We start from the raw sequence: 21,349 nt of genomic DNA, 5'->3' as shown, positions 1-21,349 counted from the left end.
GCCCACGGGCCTACGCTGGAGGCATGAGTACGTTGCGCGGGCGCGGATCGGTCCAGGGGCTGCCGGAGTGGGACCGCTGTGCGGTCATGGGCGTCGTGAACGTGACGCCCGACTCCTTCTCCGACGGCGGCCGCTGGTTCGACACCACGGCCGCCGTCAAGCACGGCGTCGACCTCGTCGCCCAGGGCGCCGACCTGGTCGACGTCGGCGGCGAGTCCACCCGCCCGGGCGCCACGCGCGTGGACGAGGACGAGGAGCTCAAGCGCGTCGTCCCCGTGGTGCGCGGCCTGACCTCCGAGGGCGTCACGGTCTCCGTGGACACCATGCGCGCCACCGTCGCCGAGCAGGCGCTCGCCGCGGGCGCCGTCCTCGTCAACGACGTCAGCGGCGGCCTCGCCGACCCGCGCATGGTCCCCGCGGTCGCCGCCGCCGGTGCCCCCTTCGTCGTCATGCACTGGCGGGGCTTCCTCACCGACATCCACGCCAAGCCCGTGTACGAGGACGTGGTCTCCGAAGTCGTCGCCGAGCTCCACGCGCGCGTGCGGGCCGCCATCGAGGGCGGCATCGCCCCCGAGCGCATCGTCGTCGACCCCGGCCTCGGCTTCTCCAAGGAGGCCCAGCACGACCTCGCGCTCCTGGCCCGCCTGGACCGGCTGCGCGAGCTGGGCCACCCTGTCCTGGTCGCCGCCTCCCGCAAGCGGTTCCTCGGCCGGGTCCTCGCGGGCCCCGAGGGCGCCCCGCCGCCGGCCCGCGAGCGTGACGCCGCCACCGCCGCCGTCTCGGCCATCGCCGCCCACCAGGGCGCCTGGGCGGTCCGCGTGCACGAGGTGCGGGCCACCGCGGACGCCGTGCGCGTCGCCCAGGCCGTGACGGACGCCGCGGACGGCCGACGGTGACCGGGGCCGCCCGTACCGACGTCGAGCAGGTCGAGCTCGCCAACACCGCCTTCTACGAAGCACTGGAGCGCGGCGACTTCGACCAGGTCTCCGAGCTGTGGCTGGACTCCGCGGCCGATACCGCCACGGACGACGACAGTGCCGACGGCAGCGCCGGCGAGAGCACCGACGACGGGAACGCGGTCTCCTGCGTCCACCCCGGCTGGCCGGTCCTCACCGGTCGCGGCGAGGTCCTCAGGTCGTACGCGCTGATCATGGCGAACACCGAGTACATCCAGTTCTTCCTGACCGACCTGAAGGTCGGCGTGGCCGGTGACACCGCCCTGGTGACGTGCACCGAGAACATCCTCAGCGGCGGCCCTCCCCCGGAGGGCGGCGGCGAGCTCGGCCCGCTCGTGGGCCAGCTCGTGGTGGCCACCAATGTGTTCCGCCGCACACCCGACGGCTGGAAACTGTGGTCGCACCACGCGTCGCCCGTCCTGGCCGAAACCGACGACGACGAGAGCGACGAGACCCCTTCCTAGTGGGTAGGGGCAAGCGTGTGGCCGGTCCCACGGGCCCCGCGGGCGAGCACTGTCAGTGCTCGCAGGTAGATTCGATCGAGGCTGGTGTGCCGACCGCACTCGGCGCAGGCCTGCCGATACCGACGATTGCAGGAGTGATTCGCGTGGATCGTGTCGCGCTGCGCGGCCTCAAGGCTCGCGGGCACCACGGTGTCTATCCGCGGGAACGCGAAGAGGGCCAGACCTTCATCGTGGACCTGGTTCTCGGCCTGGACACGCGAGCGGCCGCGGCCGACGACGACCTGGCGAAGACCGTGCACTACGGCATCGTGGCCGAAGAGGTCGTGGCCGCCGTGGAGGGCGAGCCGGTCGATCTCATCGAGACCCTCGCCGAGCGCATCGCCCAGACGTGTCTGAAGCACGAAGGAGTCCTGGAGGTCGAGGTGTGCGTGCACAAGCCGGACGCCCCGATCACCGTGCCCTTCGACGATGTGACCGTCACCATCACCCGGAGCCGAGTATGACTGCGCCCTTCAAAGCGGGTCAGAGCGACCCGACCGTCCAGCCGGTGCCCACCTCCGTGGTCGAGCAGGTGGACGCCGCGGACACCACTCTGTCCAACCCCAAGCGTGCCGTGATCTCCCTCGGCAGCAACCTCGGCAACCGCCTGGAGACCCTCCAGGGCGCCATCGACGCCCTGGAGGACACTCCCGGCCTCCGGGTCAAGGCGGTCTCCCCGGTGTACGAGACGGAGCCGTGGGGCGTCGACCCCGGCACCCAGCCCTCGTACTTCAACGCCGTCGTCGTGGTGAAGACGACCCTGCCGCCCTCCTCGCTCCTGGAGCGCGCCCACGCCGTCGAGGAGGCCTTCCACCGCGTCCGCGACGAGCGGTGGGGCCCGCGCACGATCGACGTGGACATCGTGACGTACGCCGACGTGGTCTCCGACGACCCGGCGCTCACGCTGCCCCACCCGCGCGCGCACGAACGCGCCTTCGTCCTCGCCCCCTGGCACGACGTCGAGCCCGAGGCCCAGCTGGCCGGCCACGGCCCCGTGGCCAAGCTGCTCGCCGACATCACCGACGACGGCGTCGCGGCACGCGCCGACCTGGAACTCCGGCTGCCCGAGTAGTCGTTAGGGTCTACAAGATCCGGTACGCACGACGACGAAGGCTGTGAAGGTCACCGTGAAGCAACTGCGCATCAGGACACTGGCCGGCCTCTTCGTCGTGGCCGGAGTGCTGTCCTGGTCGGGCGCCCGGCTGTGGGACTCCGTCGGCACGCTGCCCCGGGTCCCGCTGGCCGCGCCCATCGTGCTCGCGGTGATCGCCGTGGTGCTCCTGTCGACGGCGCTCTCGCTGCGCGCGCGCCTGCGGGCCCAGCGTGAGCGCCGCCCCGGCGCGAAGGGCGTCGAGCCGATGATGGCCGCCCGCGCCGTCGTCTTCGGCCAGGCCAGCGCCCTGGTCGTGGCGCTCGTCGCGGGGATGTACGGCGGCACGGGCGCGTTCCTGCTGGAGTTCCTCGACGTCCCGCCCCGCCGCGACCAGGCGGTCTACGCCGGCCTCTCGGTCCTGATGGGGATCGCCGTGATAGCGGCGGCCCTGTTCCTGGAGCGGGTCTGCAAGCTCCCCGAGGACGACGACGAGGACGGCCCGGCGGCCTCGGCGGCCTAGCGGCGCGGCGCCGGGACCGCCCGAGCGGGGCCCCGGGGCGGCGCCGAGCGAGTCAGCGGGCCATGATCAGGCTCATCGCCTCGTTGCGCGTCGCGGGATCGCGCAGCTGCCCGCGGACCGCGGAGGTGATCGTCTTGGCGCCGGGCTTGCGCACCCCGCGCATCGTCATGCACATGTGCTCGCACTCGACGACCACGATCACACCGCGCGGCTCCAGTATCTCCATCAGGGACTCCGCGATCTGCGTGGTCAGCCGCTCCTGGACCTGCGGCCGGCGCGCGTACACGTCCACGAGCCGCGCCAGCTTCGACAGGCCGGTGATCTTGCCGTCCGTGGACGGGATGTACCCGACGTGGGCGACGCCGACGAAGGGGACCAAGTGGTGTTCACACGAGCTCATGACCTCGATGTCCTTCACCAGGATCATCTCGTCGTGCCCCAGGTCGAACGTCGTCGTCAGCACGTCCTCCGCCCTCTGCCGCAGCCCGGAGAATATCTCCCGGTACGCCCGCGCCACTCGCGCCGGGGTCTCCAGGAGCCCCTCGCGGTCGGGGTCCTCGCCCACGGCGATCAGGAGCTCGCGCACGGCGTTCTCGGCCCGCTTCTCGTCGAACTCGCCGATCGAGTGCTCGCCGTCCAGCGTCACCGGGTCGGTCATGTTGTGCCTCGTTCCTGTGCGTGCCACGCGGGCCTACGAAGATGCCGCGCCCCCCAGGCTAAAACCTGGGGGGCGCGGCATTCATTCCGGGCCTGCTGAGGCGCGCGGGTCAGCTCTCGGGGCGGTCCTCCGGGGCCACCTCAAGGGACTTCTCCGTGCTCGTGCTGCCCGACGTCACCGCCGGGCTGGCGCCGTTCGCACCGTTCGTCAGCGACAGCTCCTTGGGGGAGAGCACCGGCGGGCGGGTCGAGGGCGTACGCCGCGAGGAGCCGGTCCACGCCGGTCGGGCCGGACGCTTCACGATCCCGGCGAAGACCTCGGCGATCTGCTCCTTGTTGAGGGTCTCCTTCTCCAGAAGCTGGAGAACCAGGTTGTCGAGGATGTCGCGGTTCTCGACGAGGATCTCCCACGCTTCGTTGTGCGCGGTCTCGATGAGCTTCTTGACCTCTTCGTCGACCAGCGCGGCGACCTCTTCCGAGTAGTCCCGCTGGTGGCCCATCTCGCGCCCGAGGAACGGCTCGGTGTTGTCCCCGCCGAACTTGATCGCGCCGAGACGCTCGGTCATGCCGTACTGCGTGACCATCGCGCGTGCGGTGGCCGTGGCCTTCTCGATGTCGTTCGCCGCGCCCGTCGTCGGGTCGTGGAAGACGAGCTCCTCGGCCGCGCGCCCGCCCAGCATGTACGCGAGCTGGTCGAGCATCTCATTGCGCGTGGTGGAGTACTTGTCCTCTTCGGGCAGGACCATGGTGTAACCCAGGGCCCGGCCGCGGGACAGGATGGTGATCTTGTGGACCGGGTCCGAGTTCGGGGAGGCCGCCGCGACCAGGGCGTGTCCGCCCTCGTGGTACGCGGTGATCTTCTTTTCCTTGTCGGACATGATCCGGGTCCGCTTCTGCGGACCCGCCACCACGCGGTCGATCGCCTCGTCCAGGGCGTGGTTGTCGATCAGCTTCTTGTCGCCGCGCGCCGTCAGGAGCGCCGCTTCGTTCAGCACGTTCGACAGGTCGGCGCCCGTGAAGCCGGGCGTGCGACGGGCCACCGCGCCGAGGTCGACGTCCGGGGCGACCGGCTTGCCCTTCTGGTGGACCTTGAGGATCTCCAGACGGCCCTGCATGTCCGGGCGGTCGACGGCGATCTGCCGGTCGAAGCGGCCGGGGCGCAGCAGCGCCGGGTCGAGGATGTCGGGCCGGTTCGTGGCGGCGATCAGGATGACGCCGCCCTTCACGTCGAAGCCGTCCATCTCGACGAGCAGCTGGTTCAGCGTCTGCTCGCGCTCGTCGTGGCCACCGCCGAGGCCGGCGCCGCGGTGACGGCCGACGGCGTCGATCTCGTCGACGAAGACGATCGCCGGGGCGTTCGCCTTGGCCTGCTCGAAGAGGTCGCGCACACGGGAGGCACCGACACCGACGAACATCTCAACGAAGTCGGAACCCGAGATCGAGTAGAACGGAACCCCGGCCTCACCGGCGACGGCGCGCGCGAGGAGCGTCTTGCCCGTACCGGGCGGGCCGTAGAGGAGCACGCCCTTGGGGATCTTGGCGCCGACGGCCTGGAACTTCGCCGGCTCCTGGAGGAACTCCTTGATCTCGTGGAGCTCCTCGACGGCTTCGTCCGAACCCGCCACATCGGAGAAGGTCGTCTTCGGGGTGTCCTTGGTGATCAGCTTGGCCTTGGACTTCCCGAAGTTCATGACCCGGGAGCCGCCGCCCTGCATCTGATTCATCAGGAACAGGAAGACGACGACGATGAGGACGAAGGGGAGGAGGGAGAGCAGGATGCCGACGAAGGGGTTCTGCTTCGACGGGGAGACGGTGTAACCGTCCTTGATCTGCTTGTCCTCGTACTTGGCCTGCAGAGACTTGGCGAGGTCGACGCCCTGGTCGCCGATGTAGCTCGCCTGGATCTTGCTGCTGTCCTTGACCTTCTGGCCGTCCTTGAGCTCGACCTTGATGATCTGCTCGTCACCGGTGGTGAGCTTGGCCGACTCGACCTTGTTGTCGTTGATCGCCTGAACGACCTGACCGGTGTCAACCGTCTTGTAGCCACCGGACGAGCCGACGACCTGCATCAACACGACCACGGCAAGGACGGCCAGCACGATCCACATGACTGGCCCACGGAAGTATCGCTTCACGTCCATCCATACGGAGCGATGACGCCCCGTCCCTCCTGCCATAGTGAGTTTGATAAAGACTGTTCTTCGGACGGTACCCCAGCATTGTGACCCGAAGCCGCACGGGACGGCTGGCAAACCCGCCTTCGCATGGTCCAACGGCGGGAAACGGGTGAGGGTTCCCCGCCGCCGCACTCAGTCCCTGGCGTCAGCCGCCGTAGACGTGCGGAGCCAGCGTGCCGACGAAGGGGAGGTTGCGGTACTTCTCCGCGAAGTCCAGGCCGTAGCCCACGACGAACTCGTTGGGGATGTCGAAACCGATCCACTTCACGTCGATGGCGACCTTCGCCGCCTCGGGCTTGCGCAGCAGCGTGCACACCTCCAGGGAGGCGGGCTCGCGCGAGCCGAGGTTGGACAGCAGCCAGGACAGCGTCAGACCGGAGTCGATGATGTCCTCGACGATCAGGACGTGCTTGCCCTTGATGTCGGTGTCCAGGTCCTTGAGGATCCGCACGACGCCGGACGACTGGGTGCCCGCGCCGTACGACGACACCGCCATCCAGTCCATCGTGACGGGGGTGGACAGCGCACGCGCCAGGTCCGCCATGACCATCACGGCGCCCTTGAGGACACCGACGATCAGCAGGTCCTTGCCCGCGTACTCCGCGTCGACCTTCGCGGCCAGCTCGGCCAGCTTCGCGTCGATCTCTTCCTTGGTGATGAGCACCGACTTGAGGTCGGTGCCCATGTCTTTCGCGTCCACCCGCATCACTTTCGGTCGTCCCACCGGCCGACCGGCCCGCGATGAGCACGGGCCTCCTGTCAGCCTTGCCGGATCACCAGTCTGCCACCCTGGCGCTGAGCCACGACTCTGCCCGGGAGATTGATCGCCCCCTGACCACGCCAGCCGGTGATCAGACGGTCGACCTCTTCGATGTGCCGGGCGAAGAGGGAACCGGCGGGCGCCCCGGCCTCGATGGCGGCCCTGCGCACGATGCGGCGCCGCACGGCGGGCGGCAGGGCGTAGAGCTTGGCGCACTCCAGGAGGCCCGCCGCGTCGCGTACGGACGCCTCGGCCTGGGCGGCCCATGTGTCGAGGGCGTCGGCGTCGTCGCGGGAGAGCCTGGCCGTACGGGCGAGCGCTTCGACGACGCCCTTGCCGAGCGCTTTCTCCAGGGCGGGCAGGCCTTCGTGGCGCAGCCGGGACCGCGTGTACGCCGGGTCGGCGTTGTGCGGGTCGTCCCAGACGGGCAGCGACTGGACCATGCACGCCTTGCGGGCGGTCTGGCGGTCGACGTGCAGGAAGGGGCGGCGGTAACGGCCCGCGACCCCCGAGGTCGCGGCCATTCCGGACAGGGAGCGGATCCCGGAGCCGCGGGCGAGGCCGAGCAGGACCGTCTCCGCCTGGTCGTCGCGCGTGTGACCGAGCAGGACCGCGGCCGCCGAATGCCGCTCGGCGGCGGCGTCCAGGGCGGCGTAGCGGGCGTCGCGGGCGGCGGCCTCGGGGCCTCCGTCGCGGCCCACGCGCACGGCGACGGACTCGACCGGTTCGAGGCCGAGGGCGGTGAGGCGCACGACCACTTCGGCGGCGCGCAGGTCGGAGCCGGACTGCAGTCCGTGGTCGACGGTGACGCCGCCGGCGCGGATGCCGAGCTTGGGCGCTTCGAAGGCGAGGGCGGAGGCGAGCGCCATGGAGTCGGCGCCGCCGGAGCAGGCGACGAGCACGAGCGGCCGCGGGGCCTGCTCGTGTGGGTGTGGGGGGTACGGGGGGTCGTTGTCGGAGCTGCGCTGTACGTCGGTCAGTACGTCGTGGAGTACGCGGCGGACCGCCAGGCGTATCGCCGCGACCGCAGGATGGGGACCCATGTCCGGTTCCCTTCATGAAGTTCGGGGGGGTGAGCCTCGGACCAATCACTCAGGACCCACTCCGGAGACCGGGTCTGGTCACCCAGACCTCGGAATCCCGAGCATTCGGTCACTCAGAGTGTGTCGATGGTGACAGAGCCGAGCCGTTCCCCGAGCATTGCACGCCTACCCATCGCCCACGGTCCCTCGGACGGGTGATTGCGGGGGCGTTCTCCTGCCATCGGCCGCATCCGGTCCCTCAGTCTCCCTTACGGTGCACCCTCGCGACCCAGTCCGCCGGTTTGGCGATCTCCGCCTTGGTGGGCAGCGTGTTCGGCGAAGTCCACACGCGGTTGAAGCCGTCCATCCCGACCTCCTCCACGACCGCCCGTACGAAGCGCTCGCCGTCCCGATATTGGCGCAATTTCGCGTCGAGGCCGAGGAGCTTGCGCAGCGCCTGGTCGAGGCGGCCGACGCCGCGGGCCCTGCGCTCCTTGAACTTCTCCCGGATCTCGGCGACGGAGGGCACGACGTCGGGGCCGACGCCGTCCATGACGAAGTCCGCGTGGCCCTCCAGGAGGGACATGACGGCCGTGAGACGGGCGAGGATCTCGCGCTGGGCGGGGGTCTGCACCAGCTCGACGATGGAGCGTCCGGCGTCTTCCTCCTCGGCTTCGGGGCGGCCGCCCACGAACGACTGGGCGGCCTCCCTGACGCGCTCCAGGACCGTCATGGGGTCGACCTCGGTCTCGCCGAGGAACGACTGGATCTCGCCTTCGAGGTGGTCGCGCAGCCAGGGCACGGCGGTGAACTGGGTGCGGTGCGTCTCCTCGTGGAGGCAGACCCAGAGCCGGAAGTCGTGGGGGTCCACGTCCAGTTCGCGCTCGACGTGCACGATGTTCGGGGCGACCAGAAGGAGCCTGCCGCCGCCGTTCTCCCCTGCGGGCAGGTCGCGGGTGGCCGGGGCGAAGGTCTCGTACTGGCCGAGGACGCGGGAGGCCAGGAACGACAGGAGCATGCCCAGCTCGACGCCCGTCACCTTGCCGCCGACCGCGCCGAGGACGGCTCCGCCGGGGCCGCCGCCGCGCTTGTCCTGCATCTTATCCAGGAGGGGCTTGAGGATCTGCCGGAAACCCGCGACGTTCGCCCTGATCCAGCCCGCTCTGTCCACGACCAGGACGGGGGTGTCGTGGGTGTCGTCCGTGCCCATGCCCGTGAAGGAACGGACGTGCTCCTCCGACGACTTGGCATGCCGGCGCAGCTCGGCGACGATGGCCCGCGCCTCGTCCCGGCTCACCTCCGGCCCCGGCCGCACGAGCCGGGTCGCGGTCGCCACCGCGAGATTCCAGTCGACCATCTCGGCACCACCGATGCTCGTCATGCGTCAACGGTACGTGCTCACCCCCTCCGGCGGAGGGTGTTGACCCCCCAGGTTGCCCCGGGGCTACCCCTAGGGGACCTAGCGGCAGCCGCAGTTCGCGAGGGTCGAGGCCATGTGGTCCAGGGCTTTCTGGGCCGACTGGGGGTCCTTTGTGCCGGTGGTCATGAAAGCGAAGAGGAGGAGGCGGCCATCCGCGTCGACGACTGTGCCCGCGAGGGTGTTCACCCCGGTCAGGGTGCCTGTCTTGGCGCGTACGACGCCGGTGCCCGGGGAGTCCTTGGGGTAGCGGTCGACCAGCGTGCCGGTGAAGCCCGCCACGGGCAGGCCCGTCACCGCGGAGCGCAGTTCGGGGTGGGCGGGGTCCGCGGCGCGGTCCAGGAGTGCGGCGAGCAGTGCGGCGGAGATCCGGTCGGTGCGGTCCAGGCCGCTGCCGTCGGCGAACTTGGCACCCCCGAGAGGGAGCTTGAGCTTGCCGAGCTGGGCTCGGACCGCGCGGTCGGCGCCGTCGAAGCTGGCCGGTTCCTTCGCATCGACAGCCGTCTGGCGGGCCAGTGCCTCGGCGATGTCGTTGTCGCTGTGGGTCAGCATCCGCTCGACCAGCGCGGACAGGGGCGGCGACTCGACCTTGGCGAGGGATTCGGCGCGCAGGGATGCCTTGGAGGGGCCGGGGGCGGCGTCCGTCGTGATGCCGTGCTTCTTCAGGAAGCCCGCGAATTTACTCGCCGCGTCGCCCGCCGGGTCGCCCGAGCGCGGGGCAGGACCGCTGGAGGAGTCGTCGAGGCGGCCCTCGTCGGCCATCAGGGCGCTGACGGGGGTGATGTTCTCGTTGGGCCCGATGGGGTGCTGCGGCGGCCCGGAGTACAGCGAGGCGTCGTAGGAGAGCGTCACCTTGTCGATGTCGCGGGACTTCAGGGCGCGGGCGGTGTCCTCGGCCAGCGTGCGCAGGCTCGCGGCGGTGGCGGTGTACCGGCCGCTCTTGCGGGCGGTCAGCGTGGGGTCGCCGCCGCCGACCAGGACGACGTCCTTGGAGTCCGGCTCGATGACCGCCTTGGTGGCGATCCGGTGGTCGGGGCCCGCGGCCGACAGCGCCGCGACCGCCGTGGCGATCTTGATGGTCGACGCGGGCGTCAGACCGTCCCGCGCCCCCTTGCCGTAGACCCGCTTCCCGGAGGACGCGTCGAGGACGACGGCGGAGCGCTCGGGGCCGAGCGACGGGTCCTTCAGGAGCGGATCGAGTACGTCCGCGAGGGCGCGGTCCGTCGGCGTGGGCGCCGTCCCCGCGGGCGCGCCGAGCCCGGCGAGCACCGAAGGGGCGCTCGGAGCGGCCTCCGGGCCCCGTCCGGACGTACCACCGCCGTGATCTGCGCCACCCCCGGCCTCCTGGGCGACTGCCCGGTCCCGCTCGGCCGTACGCTGACCGGAGGAGTCCCAAGGGCCGGCCGCGGCCACCGCCCCGGCCGAAATCACCAGGCCGAGGGTGGCGGCACCCGCCGTGAGCTGCCAGGTCGTGAGCTTCCCCGAGACTCGGGGGAGCTTGATGGCGGAAGGCTTGGGCAGCTGTCTCAAAAGCTGCCGAGGCCGCTGCCACGGCTTGAGCTCCGGCACGACGACCAGCCCCTTTCGCGATCACACATCTGCGTGAGGGACACTTAATCACCCGAAGTATGTGCTGATCATGGAGGAGCCACCCGTGGAGTTCGACGTCACCATCGAGATTCCGAAGGGTTCGCGGAACAAGTACGAGGTGGACCACGAGACCGGCCGGATCCGGCTGGACCGTCGCCTCTTCACTTCGACCAGCTACCCCGCGGACTACGGCTTCGTCGAGAACACCCTCGGCGAGGACGGTGACCCGCTGGACGCCCTGGTCATCCTGGACGAGCCGACCTTCCCGGGATGCCTCATCAAGTGCCGCGCGATCGGCATGTTCCGGATGACCGACGAGGCGGGCGGCGACGACAAGCTGCTCTGCGTCCCGGCCTCGGACCCGCGCGTCGAGCACCTGCGTGACATCCACCATGTCTCGGAGTTCGACCGCCTGGAGATCCAGCACTTCTTCGAGGTCTACAAGGACCTGGAGCCCGGCAAGTCCGTCGAGGGCGCCGACTGGGTCGGCCGCGCGGACGCCGAGGCCGAGATCGAGAAGTCGTACAAGCGTGCTGAGGCGCAGGGCGGCCACTGAGCCTCCGGCCTCGAACGGGCCGCGCGATCCGGCTTCCGGACCGCGCGGCCCGTTCGCGTATCTGTGCCCATACTGGCCATACGGAGGGTGCGTACGAGTCGTATGAGAAGTGAGGGCATCAGTGGCCGAGCATGAGGCCGAGGACCGAAAGCCTCAGTCGGACGAGGCCCGCAGCGCGTTCGTGCAGCCCAGCGGGGTGTCTTCGCAGCCGCCGGCGCCCGAGGACGAGTCACAGACGACCTCTGAGTTCGCCGTCCCCACCGGTTTCGCGACCCCGCCGCCCACGGCGACGCAGGAGACCGAGAAGTCGGCGTTCACGACGCCGGCCACCTACAGCGCCCGCAACGCCCCGCAGGCCTTCACGCCCGCGCAGGGCATCCCCCTGGTGAAGCTCACCAAGGAAGCGCCCTGGCAGGACCAGATGCGCACGATGCTGCGGATGCCGGTCACCGAGCGGCCCGCTCCGGAGCCCGCGCAGAAGCAGGAGGACGACAGCGGGCCCGCCGTGCCGCGCGTGCTCGACCTGACGCTGCGTATCGGGGAGCTGCTGCTCGCCGGCGGTGAGGGCGCCGAGGACGTCGAGGCGGCGATGTTCGCCGTCTGCCGCTCCTACGGCCTCGACCGCTGCGAGCCGAACGTGACGTTCACGCTCCTGTCGATCTCCCACCAGCCCTCGCTGGTGGAGGACCCCGTCACGGCCTCGCGCACGGTACGCCGCCGGGGCACCGACTACACGCGGCTCGCGGCGGTCTTCCACCTGGTGGACGACATCAGCGACCCGGACACCGAGGTCTCCCTGGAGGAGGCCTACCGCCGCCTCGCGGGCATCCGGCGCAACCGTCACCCCTACCCGGGATGGGCCCTCACGGCCGCCAGCGGGCTGCTCGCGGGCGCCGCGTCCGTCCTGGTGGGCGGTGGTGCGCTGGTCTTCGTGGTGGCCGCTGTCGGCGCGATGCTCGGCGACCGGCTCGCCTGGCTCTGCGCGGGGCGCGGGCTGCCGGAGTTCTACCAGTTCGTGGGGGCCGCGATGCCGCCCGCCGCGATGGGTGTCGCGCTGAGCTTCGCGCACACCGAGGCGACGATGGCGTCCGCGGTCATCACCGGTGGGCTCTTCGCGCTGATCCCGGGGCGGGCGCTGGTCGCGGGCGTGCAGGACGGGCTGACCGGCTACTACATCACCGCGGCCGCGCGCCTCCTGGAGGTCATGTACCTGATCGTGGGCATCGTCTGCGGTGTGCTGCTCGTGCTGTCGCTCGGCGTGATGCTGGACGCGACGAACCTGACGCCGGAGACGCAGTTCGGGGTGTCGTCGTCGCGCCCGGTCATCCAGATCCTGGCGTCGATGGCGCTGAGTCTCGCCTTCGCGATCCTGCTCCAGCAGGAACGTCACACCGTCCTGATCGTGACGCTCAACGGCGGCATCGCCTGGGTGATGTTCGGCGCCCTCGCGCATACGCCCCTTGAGCTGTCGCCCGTCGCGGCGACGGCCGTCGCGGCCGGTCTGGTGGGCCTGTTCGGGCAGCTCTTCTCACGCTACCGGTTCGCGTCCTCACTGCCGTACGTGACGGCCGCGATCGGGCCGCTGCTGCCCGGTAGCGCGACGTACTTCGGGCTGCTGGCCCTCGCGCAGAACGACCTGAACACCGGCATCAACTCGCTCACCACGGCCGTCGCCACGGCCCTGGCCATCGCGATCGGCGTGAACCTGGGGAGCGAGGTCTCCCGGCTCTTCCTGAAGCTGCCGGGGGCGGCCACCGCGGCGAATCGCCGTGCGGCGAAGCGGACCAGGGGTTTCTGACCCCCGCGGGCGAACAGCGGCCGCACCTTTGTGCGGGCCGCTTCGCCCCCGGGGCCCCAGTCCTCAAACGCCGGACGGGCTTGTCTTCACCCCTACCGCTTCGCGTGCCTGCCGCGCTGGGCCGGGGGCGTGCCCTGGGCGCCGCCCGCGGCCGCCGCCTTCTTGGACTTGCCGCGCGCCCGCAGGAACTCGATGGCGATCGGGACCACCGAGATGAGGACGATCAGGATGAGGATCGCCTCGATGTTCTTGTGCACGAACGCGATGTTGCCGAGCCAGGCGCCGAGCAGCGTGACGCCCGCGCCCCACAGGATGCCGCCGATGATGTTGAACGTGATGAACGAGCGGTACCGCATGCCGGAGACACCGGCGATGATCGGCGTGAACGTACGGACGATCGGCACGAAGCGGGCCAGGACCAGGGACTTGGGGCCGTACTTCTCGAAGAACTCGTGGGCCTTGACCACGTTCTCCTGTTTGAAGAGCTTGGAGTCCGGGCGGTTGAACAGCGACGGGCCGACCTTCTTGCCGAAGAGATAGCCCGCCTGGTCGCCGAGGATCGCGGCGAGGCAGATCAGCACGCAGGCCAGCCACAGCGGGGTGTCCAGCTTGTGCGTGGTGATCAGCAGGCCCGTGGTGAACAGCAGCGAGTCACCCGGCAGGAAGAAGCCGATGAGCAGGCCCGACTCGGCGAAGACGATCACCAGCAGGCCCCAGAGGCCGAACTGGTTGAGCAGGTAATCCGGATCCAGCCAGCTTGGTCCGAGCGCAAGCGTCGTCACGGTTCCGGGCTCCTGAGGGTGAGGGGGGGCGGTGCGGCGGCGGGTGCAGCCGCCCAAAGTTATCAACGCCGGGCGGCCCGGCCAGGTTCCACCGTCCAACTAGGCAGCGCAGTAAGGGGCGCTCTCCAGAAGAGCACCCCTTACGCATCACCCCTTACGCACCCCTTACCGTCAGCTGTTGCGCGCCGCGTTCGCCACGATCGCGTCCCTCATGTACGCCGCGAGCCCGGGCCGGATGGCTTCGTAGAAGGCGGTGAACCGCTCGTCACCTACGTACATCTCCCCGAGGCACGTGTGCAGCTCGTGCGAGCACTCGTAGTGGTGCCGGGAGATGAAGCGGCGGTGCTCCTCGGCGCCGTCCATCGCCTCCTGGGAGTCGGCCGCGAGCCCCTGGGCGAGCAGGTCGCCCAGGTGGGCGTGGACCGCCGCGAGCTCGTCGTTGATCCGCTTCCAGTCGTCCTTGGTGTACGACGCGGACCTGCGCTGCGACTCGCGATACGCCTCGGTGTCACCCCAGCGCCGCTCCACCTCCTCCGTGTACTGGTCGGGGTCGAAGTCCCCGAAGGCCTCGAACTTCTCCTCGGGCGTGAGGTTGATGCCCATCTTCTTCGCCTCCATGGCGGTCTCGACGGCGGCGGCCATCTCCTGGAGCCTGGCGATCCGGGCGGTCAGCAGCTCGTGCTGGCGGCGCAGGTGCGCGCGCGGGTCCGTGTTCCCGGTGGCCTGGTCGTCCAGGAGGGCCGCCACCTCGTCGAGGGGGAAGCCGAGCTCTCGGTAGAACAGGATCTGCTGCAGCCGGTCCAGGTCGGCGTCGCTGTAGCGCCGGTGACCCGCGTGGCTGCGCCCGCTGGGCACGAGCAGGCCGATCTCGTCGTAGTGGTGCAGTGTGCGCACCGTCACCCCGGCGAAACCGGCGACCTGTCCCACGGAGTAGCTCATGGCCTCCGCCCTTCCTTTTCGGTACGCGGCTCAGCCTGCGTCCTCACGTCGCGTGAGGTGCAAGCCGAGCACCGCGCAGGGCCCGCCCGCTGCTCGCGCTACTTGCCGAGGGCGCTACTTGCTGAGCGCCGCGAACCTCCGTACCGCCAGCGGCAGGAACACTCCCACCAGCACCACGGGCCACAGCACCGCCAAAAGCCCCGCCTGTTCGGCCGCCCAGGACGTGCCCGCCACCCCGGGGTCGTTGCCGAAGAGGTCGCGTACGGCGGTGGCGGTCGCGGACATCGGGTTCCACTCGACCAGGGTCCCCAGCCAGCCCGGCATGTTCTGCGGGACCGTGAAGGCGTTGGAGAGGAAGCCGACCGGCCAGACCAGGATCTGCACGGCCGCCACCAGCTCCGGCCTGCCCGCGACCATCGCCAGATGGATGCCGAGCCACAGCATCGCGAACCGCAGCATGAGCAGCAGCCCGACGGCCGCCAGGACAGCCGCGAACGAGCCGTGCCAGCGCCAGCCGATCGCCAGCCCCACCGCCATCATGACGAGCAGCGAGACGAAGGACTGGAGCATGTCGGCGGCCGAGCGCCCCACCAGGACCGCGCCGTTGGCCATCGGCATAGAGCGGAACCGGTCGATCACGCCCTTGTTCAGGTCCTGGGTCACGGCGACCATCGTCGCGTCCAGGCCGAACGTCATCGTCAGCGCGAACATGCCGGGCACCAGGAACTCCGCGTACTCGCCCGAGATGCCCTGCCCGCCGCCGATCAGATAGGTGAACATCAGCAGCAGCATCACCGGGAAGACCAGACCCACCAGGACCTGCACCGGCTGCCGCGCCCAGTGCGCCAGCTCGCGGCGCGTCATGGTCCAGGAATCCGTGAGGGCCCAGCTCATCGACGTACTCATACGGCTCATCGACGTACTCATACGGCCTCGGTCTCCTTCGGGCGTCCGGTCAGACTCAGGAACACCTCGTCCAGCGTGGGCCTGCGCAGCACCACGTCCTCCGCGTCGATGCCCGCGCCGTCCAGCGCCCGTACGACGCCCGTGAGGGCCTCCATCCGGTCGGTGACCGGCGCGGACGCCAGCCGCCGGTCGGCGTCCACCGTGGCGGTGCCCGGCAGCAGCTGGGCGGCGCGGGCCAGGTCGGCCGCGTCCCGCACCACCACGTCGATCCGGTCGCCGCCCAGCTTCGCCTTCAGGTCGTCCGGGGTGCCCTCCGCGATGACGCGGCCGCCGTCGATCACCGAGACGCGGTCGGCCAGCTGGTCCGCCTCCTCCAGGTACTGCGTGGTCAGCAGTACGGTCGTGCCGCCGCCGACCAGCGAGCGCACCGACTCCCACACCTCGGCGCGGCCCCGGGGGTCGAGGCCCGTGGTGGGCTCGTCCAGGAACAGCACCTCGGGCTCCGTGATGAGAGAGGCGGCGAGGTCCAGACGCCGCCGCATGCCGCCGCTGTAGCGCTTGACCGCCTTGCGGCCGGTCTCCGCGAGGCCGAACCGCTCCAGGAGCTCGTCGGCCCGCACGCGCGCGTGGCGCGCGCCCAGGTGGTGGAGCCGACCGAACATGTCCAGGTTCTGGCGGCCGCTCAGCTCCTCGTCGACCGCCGCGTGCTGGCCGAGCAGCCCGATGCGCCCGCGCACCTCGTCGGGGCTGCGCCGCACGTCGTGCCCCGCGACCTCCGCGCGCCCCTCGTCGGCGCGCAGCAGGGTGGCCAGCACCCGCACCGCCGTGCTCTTGCCCGCTCCGTTGGGCCCGAGCACGCCGTGCACGGTGCCGCGGCCGACCCGCAGGTCGAGGCCGTCGAGCGCGACCTTCTCCCCGAACCTCTTCCGTACGCCTTCGACGACGATCGCGTCCGCCATCCGACTCCCCTCGTCCTTCGCTTCATGCCTCGTCGATGCCTCATCGCGGCCTCGTCGATCATGTAGTCAAACTTGACTAGACAGAGAAAGGTAACCCAGGAGGGAGTATTCGTCAAACTTGATTAGCCGCCGGACCCGCTCAGCCGCGGTCCCCCGCGTGCGGCTCGCCCGTCGCGTACGGGTTCTCCTCGCCATCGGCGAGCACCGCGACGAACGGCTCGCCCTCACCGGCGAAGGTGTACGCGCCGCCCCCGATCCGCCCGATCAGGCCCCTGGCCCACTCCATGCCGCCATCGGCCGTGTGCACCCAGTAGTTCATGATCTCGCCGATGTGACCGAGCTGTTCCGGGCCCGCTTCGGGGGTGTAGTACTCGGTGACGGACTTCCGCCATTCCTCGATCGCGTGCACCCGCTCCTTGAGCAGCGAGACCGCCTCATCACGCGGCAGGTCGACGATGAAACCCAGGGCGGACGTGAGCATGTCGGGCCGCTGGTCGTACGTGGCGAGGGCCCCGCGGAGCAGCGTCAGATACTCCTCGGTGCCCTTCTGCGTGATCTCGTACTCGATACGCGGCGGGCCGCCGGCCGTGGAGGGGGCGATCTCATGGGCCAGCAGAAACCCTTGCTTGGCCAGCTGCTTCAGGGCGTGGTAGATCGAGCCCGGCTTGGCGTTGGACCACTCGTGGGCGCCCCAGTACTCCAGGTCGTTGCGGACCTGATAGCCGTGGGCGCGGCCGTGCTGGCGCACGGCCCCGAGAACCAGTAGCCGGATCGCTGACATGTACCGCGCCCTTCCGTTCGCCCCCAGTCATCAACTTTGACTAGGGTATCCCTGCTCCGGCGCCACCAGCTCGAAGGCCGTCCTCCGGCGTCTCGGGCAGCGGGAAGGTGTCGCCCAGGCTCGGCACCTCGCGGATGGTGGGTGGGAGTAAGGAGAGAAGGTGATCAGAACGGGAAGCGGGAACGCCCGTGCTGCACCGAGATCCACTTCTGCGTGGTGAAGGCGTCGACCGTCGACTCGCCGTTCAGCCGGCCCACGCCGGAGTTCTTCTCGCCGCCGAACGGCACGATCGCCTCGTCGTGCACCGTGCCGTCGTTGACGTGGATCATGCCGGTCCTGACGCGCTTGGCGATCCGCACACCGCGCTCGATGTCGCCCGTGTGCACGGCGCCGCTCAGGCCGTACGGGCTGTCGTCGGCGATCCGTACCGCCTCGTCCTCGCCGTCGAACGGGATGAGCAGGGCGACCGGGCCGAAGATCTCCTGGCCGAGGACCGGGGAGTCGGCGGGCAGGCCCGTCAGGACGGAGGGGGCGACGAGATTGCCCTCGGTGCGGCCGTGCAGGAGGGCCGTGGCGCCCGCGGCGACGGCCTGCTCGACGACGGCCGTGACGGCGTCCGCCTGCGAGGAGTTGATGAGCGGGCCGATGTGCGTGCCGGGCTCGGCCGGGTCGCCGACCTTGAGCGAGGCGACCTTGGCGACGAACTTCTCGGTGAACTCCGCCTCCACGGCGCGGTCCACGAGAATGCGGTTGGCCGCCATGCAGACCTGGCCCTGGTGCACGAAACGGCTGAAGACCGCCGCGTCCACGGCGTAGTCGATGTCGGCGTCGTCCAGGACGATCAGCGCGCTGTTGCCGCCCAGTTCCAGGATCGAGCGCTTGAAGTTCGAGGCGCAGACCGTGGCGACATGGCGGCCCACGCGGTCCGAGCCGGTGAAGGAGATGATGCTCGGCACCGGGTGTTCGAGCAGGGCGTCGCCTATCTCGGCTATGTCCGTGATGACGACGTTGAGCAGTCCACCCGGCAGTCCCGCGTCCTCGAACACCTTGGCCACGAGGCTGCCGCCGAGCACCGGCGCGTTCTGGTGGGGCTTGAGTACGACCGCGTTGCCCAGGGCGAGGGCCGGGGCGACCGATTTGATCGACAGCAGGAACGGGAAGTTGAAGGGGCTGATGACGCCGACCACTCCCACCGGGACGCGGTACAGGCGGTTCTCCTTGCCGTCGTCCGGCGACGGCAGGATGCGCCCTTCGGCCCGCAGCGCGAGGTGCACGGACTCGCGCAGGAACTCCTTGGTGAGGTGGATCTCGAAGGCCGCCTTGAGCCGGGTGCCGCCCAGCTCGGCGATGATCGCCTCGGTGATCTCTTCCTCGCGGTCCTCGATGATGCGCAGGGCGCGCTCGAAGACGCCGCGCCTGGCGTACGGATTCGTGTCGGCCCACTCGCGCTGCGCGCGCTCGGCGGCGCGGTACGCCTGGTCGACCTCGTCGGCCGTGGCGACGGTGATGGACGCCAGCTTCTCACCGTTGTACGGATTGAAGTCGATGATGTCCCAGGAGCCCGAGCCGGTCTTCCACTCCCCGTCGATGTACTGGAGAGCCAGGTCAGTGAAGAAGGACATGAGACGGACCCCTTGCCGCGGCAGCAGACGGAAACAGGCGGCGAGCAGCGGCCAACGGAGACGGACGTGCGCCAGCACCTGATTTCACGTCATAGTACTTATGTTTCAGGTGAGTTGAAGCAGTCCACGCAGAAGGTCGCGGCTGTCCGCCGGATCCGGGCTGTCCTTGTGCAGCTGCGCCGCCACCCGCTCGTACTGGGCGATCTCATCCGCCTTGTCGAGATAGAGCGCTCCGGTGAGCTGCTCCACGTACACGACGTCGGAGAGATCGGACTCCGGGAAGCTCAGCATGGTGAAGGCGCCGCTCTCGCCCGCGTGGCCGCCGAAGCTGAACGGCATCACCTGGAGCGTGACGTTGGGCCGCTCGGAGATATCGATGAGGTGCTGGATCTGACCCCTCATCACTTCCCGGTCGCCGTACGGGCGTCGGAGCGCCGCCTCGTCGAGTACGCAGTGGAAGCGGGGCGCGTGTTCGGAGGCGAGGAGCTTCTGGCGCTCCAGGCGCAGGGCGACACGGCGCTCGATCTCGGCCTCGCTCGCGCCCTTCATGCCGCGCGCGACGACCGCGTGCGCGTACGCCTCGGTCTGCAACAGGCCGTTGACGAACTGCACTTCGTAGACGCGGATGAGTGAGGCCGCGCCCTCCAGGCCGATGTAGGTCTGGAACCAGCCCGGCAGGACGTCGGAGTAACTGTGCCACCAGCCCGTGAGGTTGGCCTCCTTGGCGAGCGAGAGCAGTGCGCCGCGCTCGGCTTCGTCCGTGACGCCGTACAGCGTCAGAAGGTCCTCTACATCCCTGGACTTGAAGCTCACCCGTCCCAACTCCATGCGGCTGATCTTCGACTCGGAGGCGCGGATCGAGTAGCCGGCCGCTTCGCGGGTGATGCCTCGCGACTCCCTCAGGCGCCTCAGCTGCGAGCCCAGCAGGATGCGCCGTACCACCGAGCCGCTCGACTCCCCTGCGGTCACTTCGCTCAATCCTCCCCATCGACTGGAAGCCAGCAGTCTGCCATTAAACGCTTCGGGCCGTACACGTCCGGTTACAGAAAGGGAAAGCGTCCGAAAGCTCTTCACAAGAAGTCGTGGGAAGAAATGGGCAAGAAGTGGCACGGGAGGCACCAAGTCCGGCGCGTGCACGTGCATCTGCCCTTGCATCTGCTGTGCGCATTCGGAACCATGGTCCGCGCGCCACTGCTGTACCGACCGTGTACCACCCGCACCATCGGCGACCGACCGCGCCACCGCTCCATCGCTACGTACCGCGAAACCGGGGAGTGCCTCGCATGGGGACGAATGGATCGACCATGCTCGAGCCGTTGCGGCAGGGCCTTCCCCCGCTCGACCCCTCGGCGGTCTCCAGCGCGGCCTCCGTCGCCCTCCCCGCCCGCTATGACGCGGTGGGCAGCGCCCGGCAGTTCACCCGCAAGACGCTCGGGCAGTGGGATCTGGAAGAGCGCTTCGACGACATAGCGCTGGTCGTCTCCGAACTCGTCACCAACGCCCTGCGGCACGCGCTGCCCGCCGACACCCCGCGCGAGCACCCGGACCCGCCCGTGCGGCTCCATCTGATGCGCTGGGCGTCCCGTCTGGTGTGCGCCGTGCGCGACCCCAGCGACGACAGCCCGGTGACGCGGGACGCCGACGACGACTTCTCCGCGGAGTCGGGCCGCGGCCTGTTCCTGGTGGAGTCCTTCAGCGACGGCTGGGGCTGGCACCCGCTCGCCGGGACGCTGCGCGGCAAGGTGGTCTGGGCGCTGTTCCAACTGGGCTGAGGCCGAGACCGAGGCCGATACTGAGGCCAACGCTGAGGCCGATACTGAAGCCGATGCTGAGGTTGAGGCGTCCGCGTCCGCGCACCTAGCCGCCTATCAGGTGGTCGAACTCCCCGTCCTTCATCCCCAGCAGCATCGCCTCTATCTCGGCGCGCGTGTAGACGAGCGCCGGGCCGTCCGGGAAGCGCGAATTGCGCACGGCGACGTCGCCGCCCGGCAGTTTCGCGAACTCCACGCACGAGCCCTGCGAGTTGCTGTGCCTGCTCTTCTGCCAGACCACCCCGTGAAGCTCCGTGGCCGCCATGCCGTTAAACGCGTGGTGCACAGATCGCTCCCCGGTGGTGCAGTGCCTTTAGTGGCTCTAGATGCAGTGGTCAACTGTCCCGGATCATAGCTGTGTTCACATGCCGATGCATGGGCAGATGCACGTGCACGCGCGGTGTCGTCTTGATTACAGCTCTCACGGTCCGCCATGCCCTAGAAACAGACGCACACCGCGCCGGATGTGTTCCGTCCGGAGACGGAAAACAGCGGGCGCG

At 69.9% G+C, this 21,349-nt stretch carries 22 protein-coding genes; 8 read left to right on the top strand and 14 right to left on the bottom strand.

Annotated features, from left to right (window positions below; genetic code table 11):
• Positions 1-23: 23 nt before the first annotated feature.
• From folP to ACWDVB_RS16210, 5 genes are all read left to right on the top strand, one after another.
• A complete protein-coding gene (gene folP / locus ACWDVB_RS16230; protein ID WP_451515280.1) occupies positions 24-896 on the top strand; it encodes a dihydropteroate synthase in 873 nt (290 codons plus the stop codon).
• The gene (locus ACWDVB_RS16225) at positions 893-1,420 is read left to right on the top strand and encodes a nuclear transport factor 2 family protein (RefSeq protein ID WP_451515281.1); all 528 of its coding nucleotides are present in this window, start codon (positions 893-895) and stop codon (positions 1,418-1,420) included. Before folP ends, ACWDVB_RS16225 begins: the two co-directional genes overlap by 4 nt.
• Positions 1,421-1,563: 143 nt before the next feature.
• The gene (folB, locus tag ACWDVB_RS16220) at positions 1,564-1,923 is read left to right on the top strand and encodes a dihydroneopterin aldolase (protein WP_125514260.1); all 360 of its coding nucleotides are present in this window, start codon (positions 1,564-1,566) and stop codon (positions 1,921-1,923) included.
• On the top strand, positions 1,920-2,531 hold the full coding sequence (gene folK / locus ACWDVB_RS16215) for a 2-amino-4-hydroxy-6-hydroxymethyldihydropteridine diphosphokinase (protein ID WP_451515282.1): 612 nt from the start codon (positions 1,920-1,922) through the stop codon (positions 2,529-2,531). Before folB ends, folK begins: the two co-directional genes overlap by 4 nt.
• Before the next feature lie 55 nt (positions 2,532-2,586).
• On the top strand, positions 2,587-3,072 hold the full coding sequence (locus ACWDVB_RS16210) for a DUF3180 domain-containing protein (RefSeq protein WP_451515395.1): 486 nt from the start codon (positions 2,587-2,589) through the stop codon (positions 3,070-3,072).
• Positions 3,073-3,124: 52 nt separating this feature from the next.
• Here ACWDVB_RS16210 and folE read toward each other — a convergent pair whose 3' ends face one another.
• The 6 genes from folE to dacB all read right to left on the bottom strand — a co-directional run bounded on the left by folE (position 3,125) and on the right by dacB (position 10,674).
• Positions 3,125-3,730: a GTP cyclohydrolase I FolE gene (gene folE / locus ACWDVB_RS16205; RefSeq protein ID WP_451515283.1), complete on the bottom strand. Its 606-nt coding sequence runs from the start codon at positions 3,728-3,730 to the stop codon at positions 3,125-3,127.
• 109 nt (positions 3,731-3,839) lie between these two features.
• Positions 3,840-5,870: an ATP-dependent zinc metalloprotease FtsH gene (gene ftsH / locus ACWDVB_RS16200; protein WP_451515284.1), complete on the bottom strand. Its 2,031-nt coding sequence runs from the start codon at positions 5,868-5,870 to the stop codon at positions 3,840-3,842.
• 181 nt (positions 5,871-6,051) lie between these two features.
• Entirely contained in the window at positions 6,052-6,612 is a 561-nt protein-coding gene (gene hpt / locus ACWDVB_RS16195) for a hypoxanthine phosphoribosyltransferase (RefSeq protein WP_055565725.1), read from the bottom strand.
• A 53-nt stretch (positions 6,613-6,665) separates the two neighbouring features.
• Positions 6,666-7,709 carry a tRNA lysidine(34) synthetase TilS gene (tilS, locus tag ACWDVB_RS16190; protein WP_451515285.1) on the bottom strand — a complete coding sequence of 348 codons (1,044 nt, stop codon included), beginning with the start codon at positions 7,707-7,709 and terminating at the stop codon, positions 6,666-6,668.
• 238 nt (positions 7,710-7,947) lie between these two features.
• Entirely contained in the window at positions 7,948-9,069 is a 1,122-nt protein-coding gene (locus tag ACWDVB_RS16185; protein ID WP_451515286.1) for a zinc-dependent metalloprotease, read from the bottom strand.
• Positions 9,070-9,147: 78 nt separating this feature from the next.
• Positions 9,148-10,674, bottom strand: coding sequence for a D-alanyl-D-alanine carboxypeptidase/D-alanyl-D-alanine endopeptidase (dacB, locus tag ACWDVB_RS16180; protein WP_451515287.1), 1,527 nt, complete (start codon positions 10,672-10,674; stop codon positions 9,148-9,150).
• A gap of 85 nt (positions 10,675-10,759) precedes the next feature.
• On the opposite strand from dacB, the gene ACWDVB_RS16175 reads away from it, so the two are divergent.
• Together ACWDVB_RS16175 and ACWDVB_RS16170 are read left to right on the top strand one after the other, a co-directional pair.
• Positions 10,760-11,251, top strand: a complete 492-nt coding sequence (locus ACWDVB_RS16175) for an inorganic diphosphatase (protein WP_055549835.1) — start codon at positions 10,760-10,762, stop codon at positions 11,249-11,251.
• A gap of 121 nt (positions 11,252-11,372) precedes the next feature.
• Positions 11,373-13,049: a threonine/serine ThrE exporter family protein gene (locus ACWDVB_RS16170; protein ID WP_451515288.1), complete on the top strand. Its 1,677-nt coding sequence runs from the start codon at positions 11,373-11,375 to the stop codon at positions 13,047-13,049.
• A 92-nt stretch (positions 13,050-13,141) separates the two neighbouring features.
• Here ACWDVB_RS16170 and ACWDVB_RS16165 read toward each other — a convergent pair whose 3' ends face one another.
• The 7 genes from ACWDVB_RS16165 to ACWDVB_RS16135 form a co-directional block, all read right to left on the bottom strand.
• Entirely contained in the window at positions 13,142-13,831 is a 690-nt protein-coding gene (locus ACWDVB_RS16165; protein ID WP_451515289.1) for a DedA family protein, read from the bottom strand.
• A 171-nt stretch (positions 13,832-14,002) separates the two neighbouring features.
• Complete coding sequence (locus ACWDVB_RS16160; RefSeq protein WP_451515290.1) at positions 14,003-14,770, bottom strand: MerR family transcriptional regulator; 768 nt, start codon at positions 14,768-14,770, stop codon at positions 14,003-14,005.
• Positions 14,771-14,884: 114 nt separating this feature from the next.
• Positions 14,885-15,697, bottom strand: coding sequence for an ABC transporter permease (locus ACWDVB_RS16155; RefSeq protein WP_451515291.1), 813 nt, complete (start codon positions 15,695-15,697; stop codon positions 14,885-14,887).
• Positions 15,694-16,635 carry an ATP-binding cassette domain-containing protein gene (locus ACWDVB_RS16150; protein WP_451515292.1) on the bottom strand — a complete coding sequence of 314 codons (942 nt, stop codon included), beginning with the start codon at positions 16,633-16,635 and terminating at the stop codon, positions 15,694-15,696. Before ACWDVB_RS16150 ends, ACWDVB_RS16155 begins: the two co-directional genes overlap by 4 nt.
• A 139-nt stretch (positions 16,636-16,774) precedes the next feature.
• Positions 16,775-17,416 carry a PadR family transcriptional regulator gene (locus ACWDVB_RS16145; RefSeq protein WP_451515293.1) on the bottom strand — a complete coding sequence of 214 codons (642 nt, stop codon included), beginning with the start codon at positions 17,414-17,416 and terminating at the stop codon, positions 16,775-16,777.
• A 164-nt stretch (positions 17,417-17,580) separates the two neighbouring features.
• Positions 17,581-19,038 carry an aldehyde dehydrogenase family protein gene (locus ACWDVB_RS16140; protein ID WP_451515294.1) on the bottom strand — a complete coding sequence of 486 codons (1,458 nt, stop codon included), beginning with the start codon at positions 19,036-19,038 and terminating at the stop codon, positions 17,581-17,583.
• Positions 19,039-19,143: 105 nt separating this feature from the next.
• Positions 19,144-20,007: a helix-turn-helix domain-containing protein gene (locus ACWDVB_RS16135; protein ID WP_451515295.1), complete on the bottom strand. Its 864-nt coding sequence runs from the start codon at positions 20,005-20,007 to the stop codon at positions 19,144-19,146.
• 314 nt (positions 20,008-20,321) lie between these two features.
• Here ACWDVB_RS16135 and ACWDVB_RS16130 point away from each other — a divergent pair, with 314 nt between their 5' ends.
• A complete protein-coding gene (locus ACWDVB_RS16130) occupies positions 20,322-20,810 on the top strand; it encodes an ATP-binding protein (protein WP_451515296.1) in 489 nt (162 codons plus the stop codon).
• Positions 20,811-20,895: 85 nt separating this feature from the next.
• Here the strand turns inward: ACWDVB_RS16130 and ACWDVB_RS16125 are convergent, their stop codons facing one another.
• Positions 20,896-21,135, bottom strand: a complete 240-nt coding sequence (locus ACWDVB_RS16125) for a DUF397 domain-containing protein (protein WP_223775964.1) — start codon at positions 21,133-21,135, stop codon at positions 20,896-20,898.
• Between the last annotated feature and the right edge of the window lie 214 nt (positions 21,136-21,349).

This window comes from Streptomyces sp. NPDC003379 (assembly GCF_053589195.1).
Note: the sequence above shows the minus strand (reverse complement) of the source record. Positions and strands in the feature narration are given on the sequence as shown.

Coding starts and splice junctions, on each gene's coding strand:
- folP (WP_451515280.1), top strand. CDS start 24: ATGAGTACGTTGCGCGGGCGCGGATCGGTCCAGGGGCTGCCGGAGTGG.
- folK (WP_451515282.1), top strand. CDS start 1,920: ATGACTGCGCCCTTCAAAGCGGGTCAGAGCGACCCGACCGTCCAGCCG.
- folE (WP_451515283.1), bottom strand. CDS start 3,730: ATGACCGACCCGGTGACGCTGGACGGCGAGCACTCGATCGGCGAGTTC.
- ftsH (WP_451515284.1), bottom strand. CDS start 5,870: ATGGACGTGAAGCGATACTTCCGTGGGCCAGTCATGTGGATCGTGCTG.
- hpt (WP_055565725.1), bottom strand. CDS start 6,612: ATGCGGGTGGACGCGAAAGACATGGGCACCGACCTCAAGTCGGTGCTC.
- tilS (WP_451515285.1), bottom strand. CDS start 7,709: ATGGGTCCCCATCCTGCGGTCGCGGCGATACGCCTGGCGGTCCGCCGC.
- ACWDVB_RS16185 (WP_451515286.1), bottom strand. CDS start 9,069: ATGACGAGCATCGGTGGTGCCGAGATGGTCGACTGGAATCTCGCGGTG.
- ACWDVB_RS16160 (WP_451515290.1), bottom strand. CDS start 14,770: ATGAGCTACTCCGTGGGACAGGTCGCCGGTTTCGCCGGGGTGACGGTG.
- ACWDVB_RS16155 (WP_451515291.1), bottom strand. CDS start 15,697: ATGAGTACGTCGATGAGCCGTATGAGTACGTCGATGAGCTGGGCCCTC.
- ACWDVB_RS16150 (WP_451515292.1), bottom strand. CDS start 16,635: ATGGCGGACGCGATCGTCGTCGAAGGCGTACGGAAGAGGTTCGGGGAG.
- ACWDVB_RS16145 (WP_451515293.1), bottom strand. CDS start 17,416: ATGTCAGCGATCCGGCTACTGGTTCTCGGGGCCGTGCGCCAGCACGGC.
- ACWDVB_RS16140 (WP_451515294.1), bottom strand. CDS start 19,038: ATGTCCTTCTTCACTGACCTGGCTCTCCAGTACATCGACGGGGAGTGG.
- ACWDVB_RS16130 (WP_451515296.1), top strand. CDS start 20,322: ATGGGGACGAATGGATCGACCATGCTCGAGCCGTTGCGGCAGGGCCTT.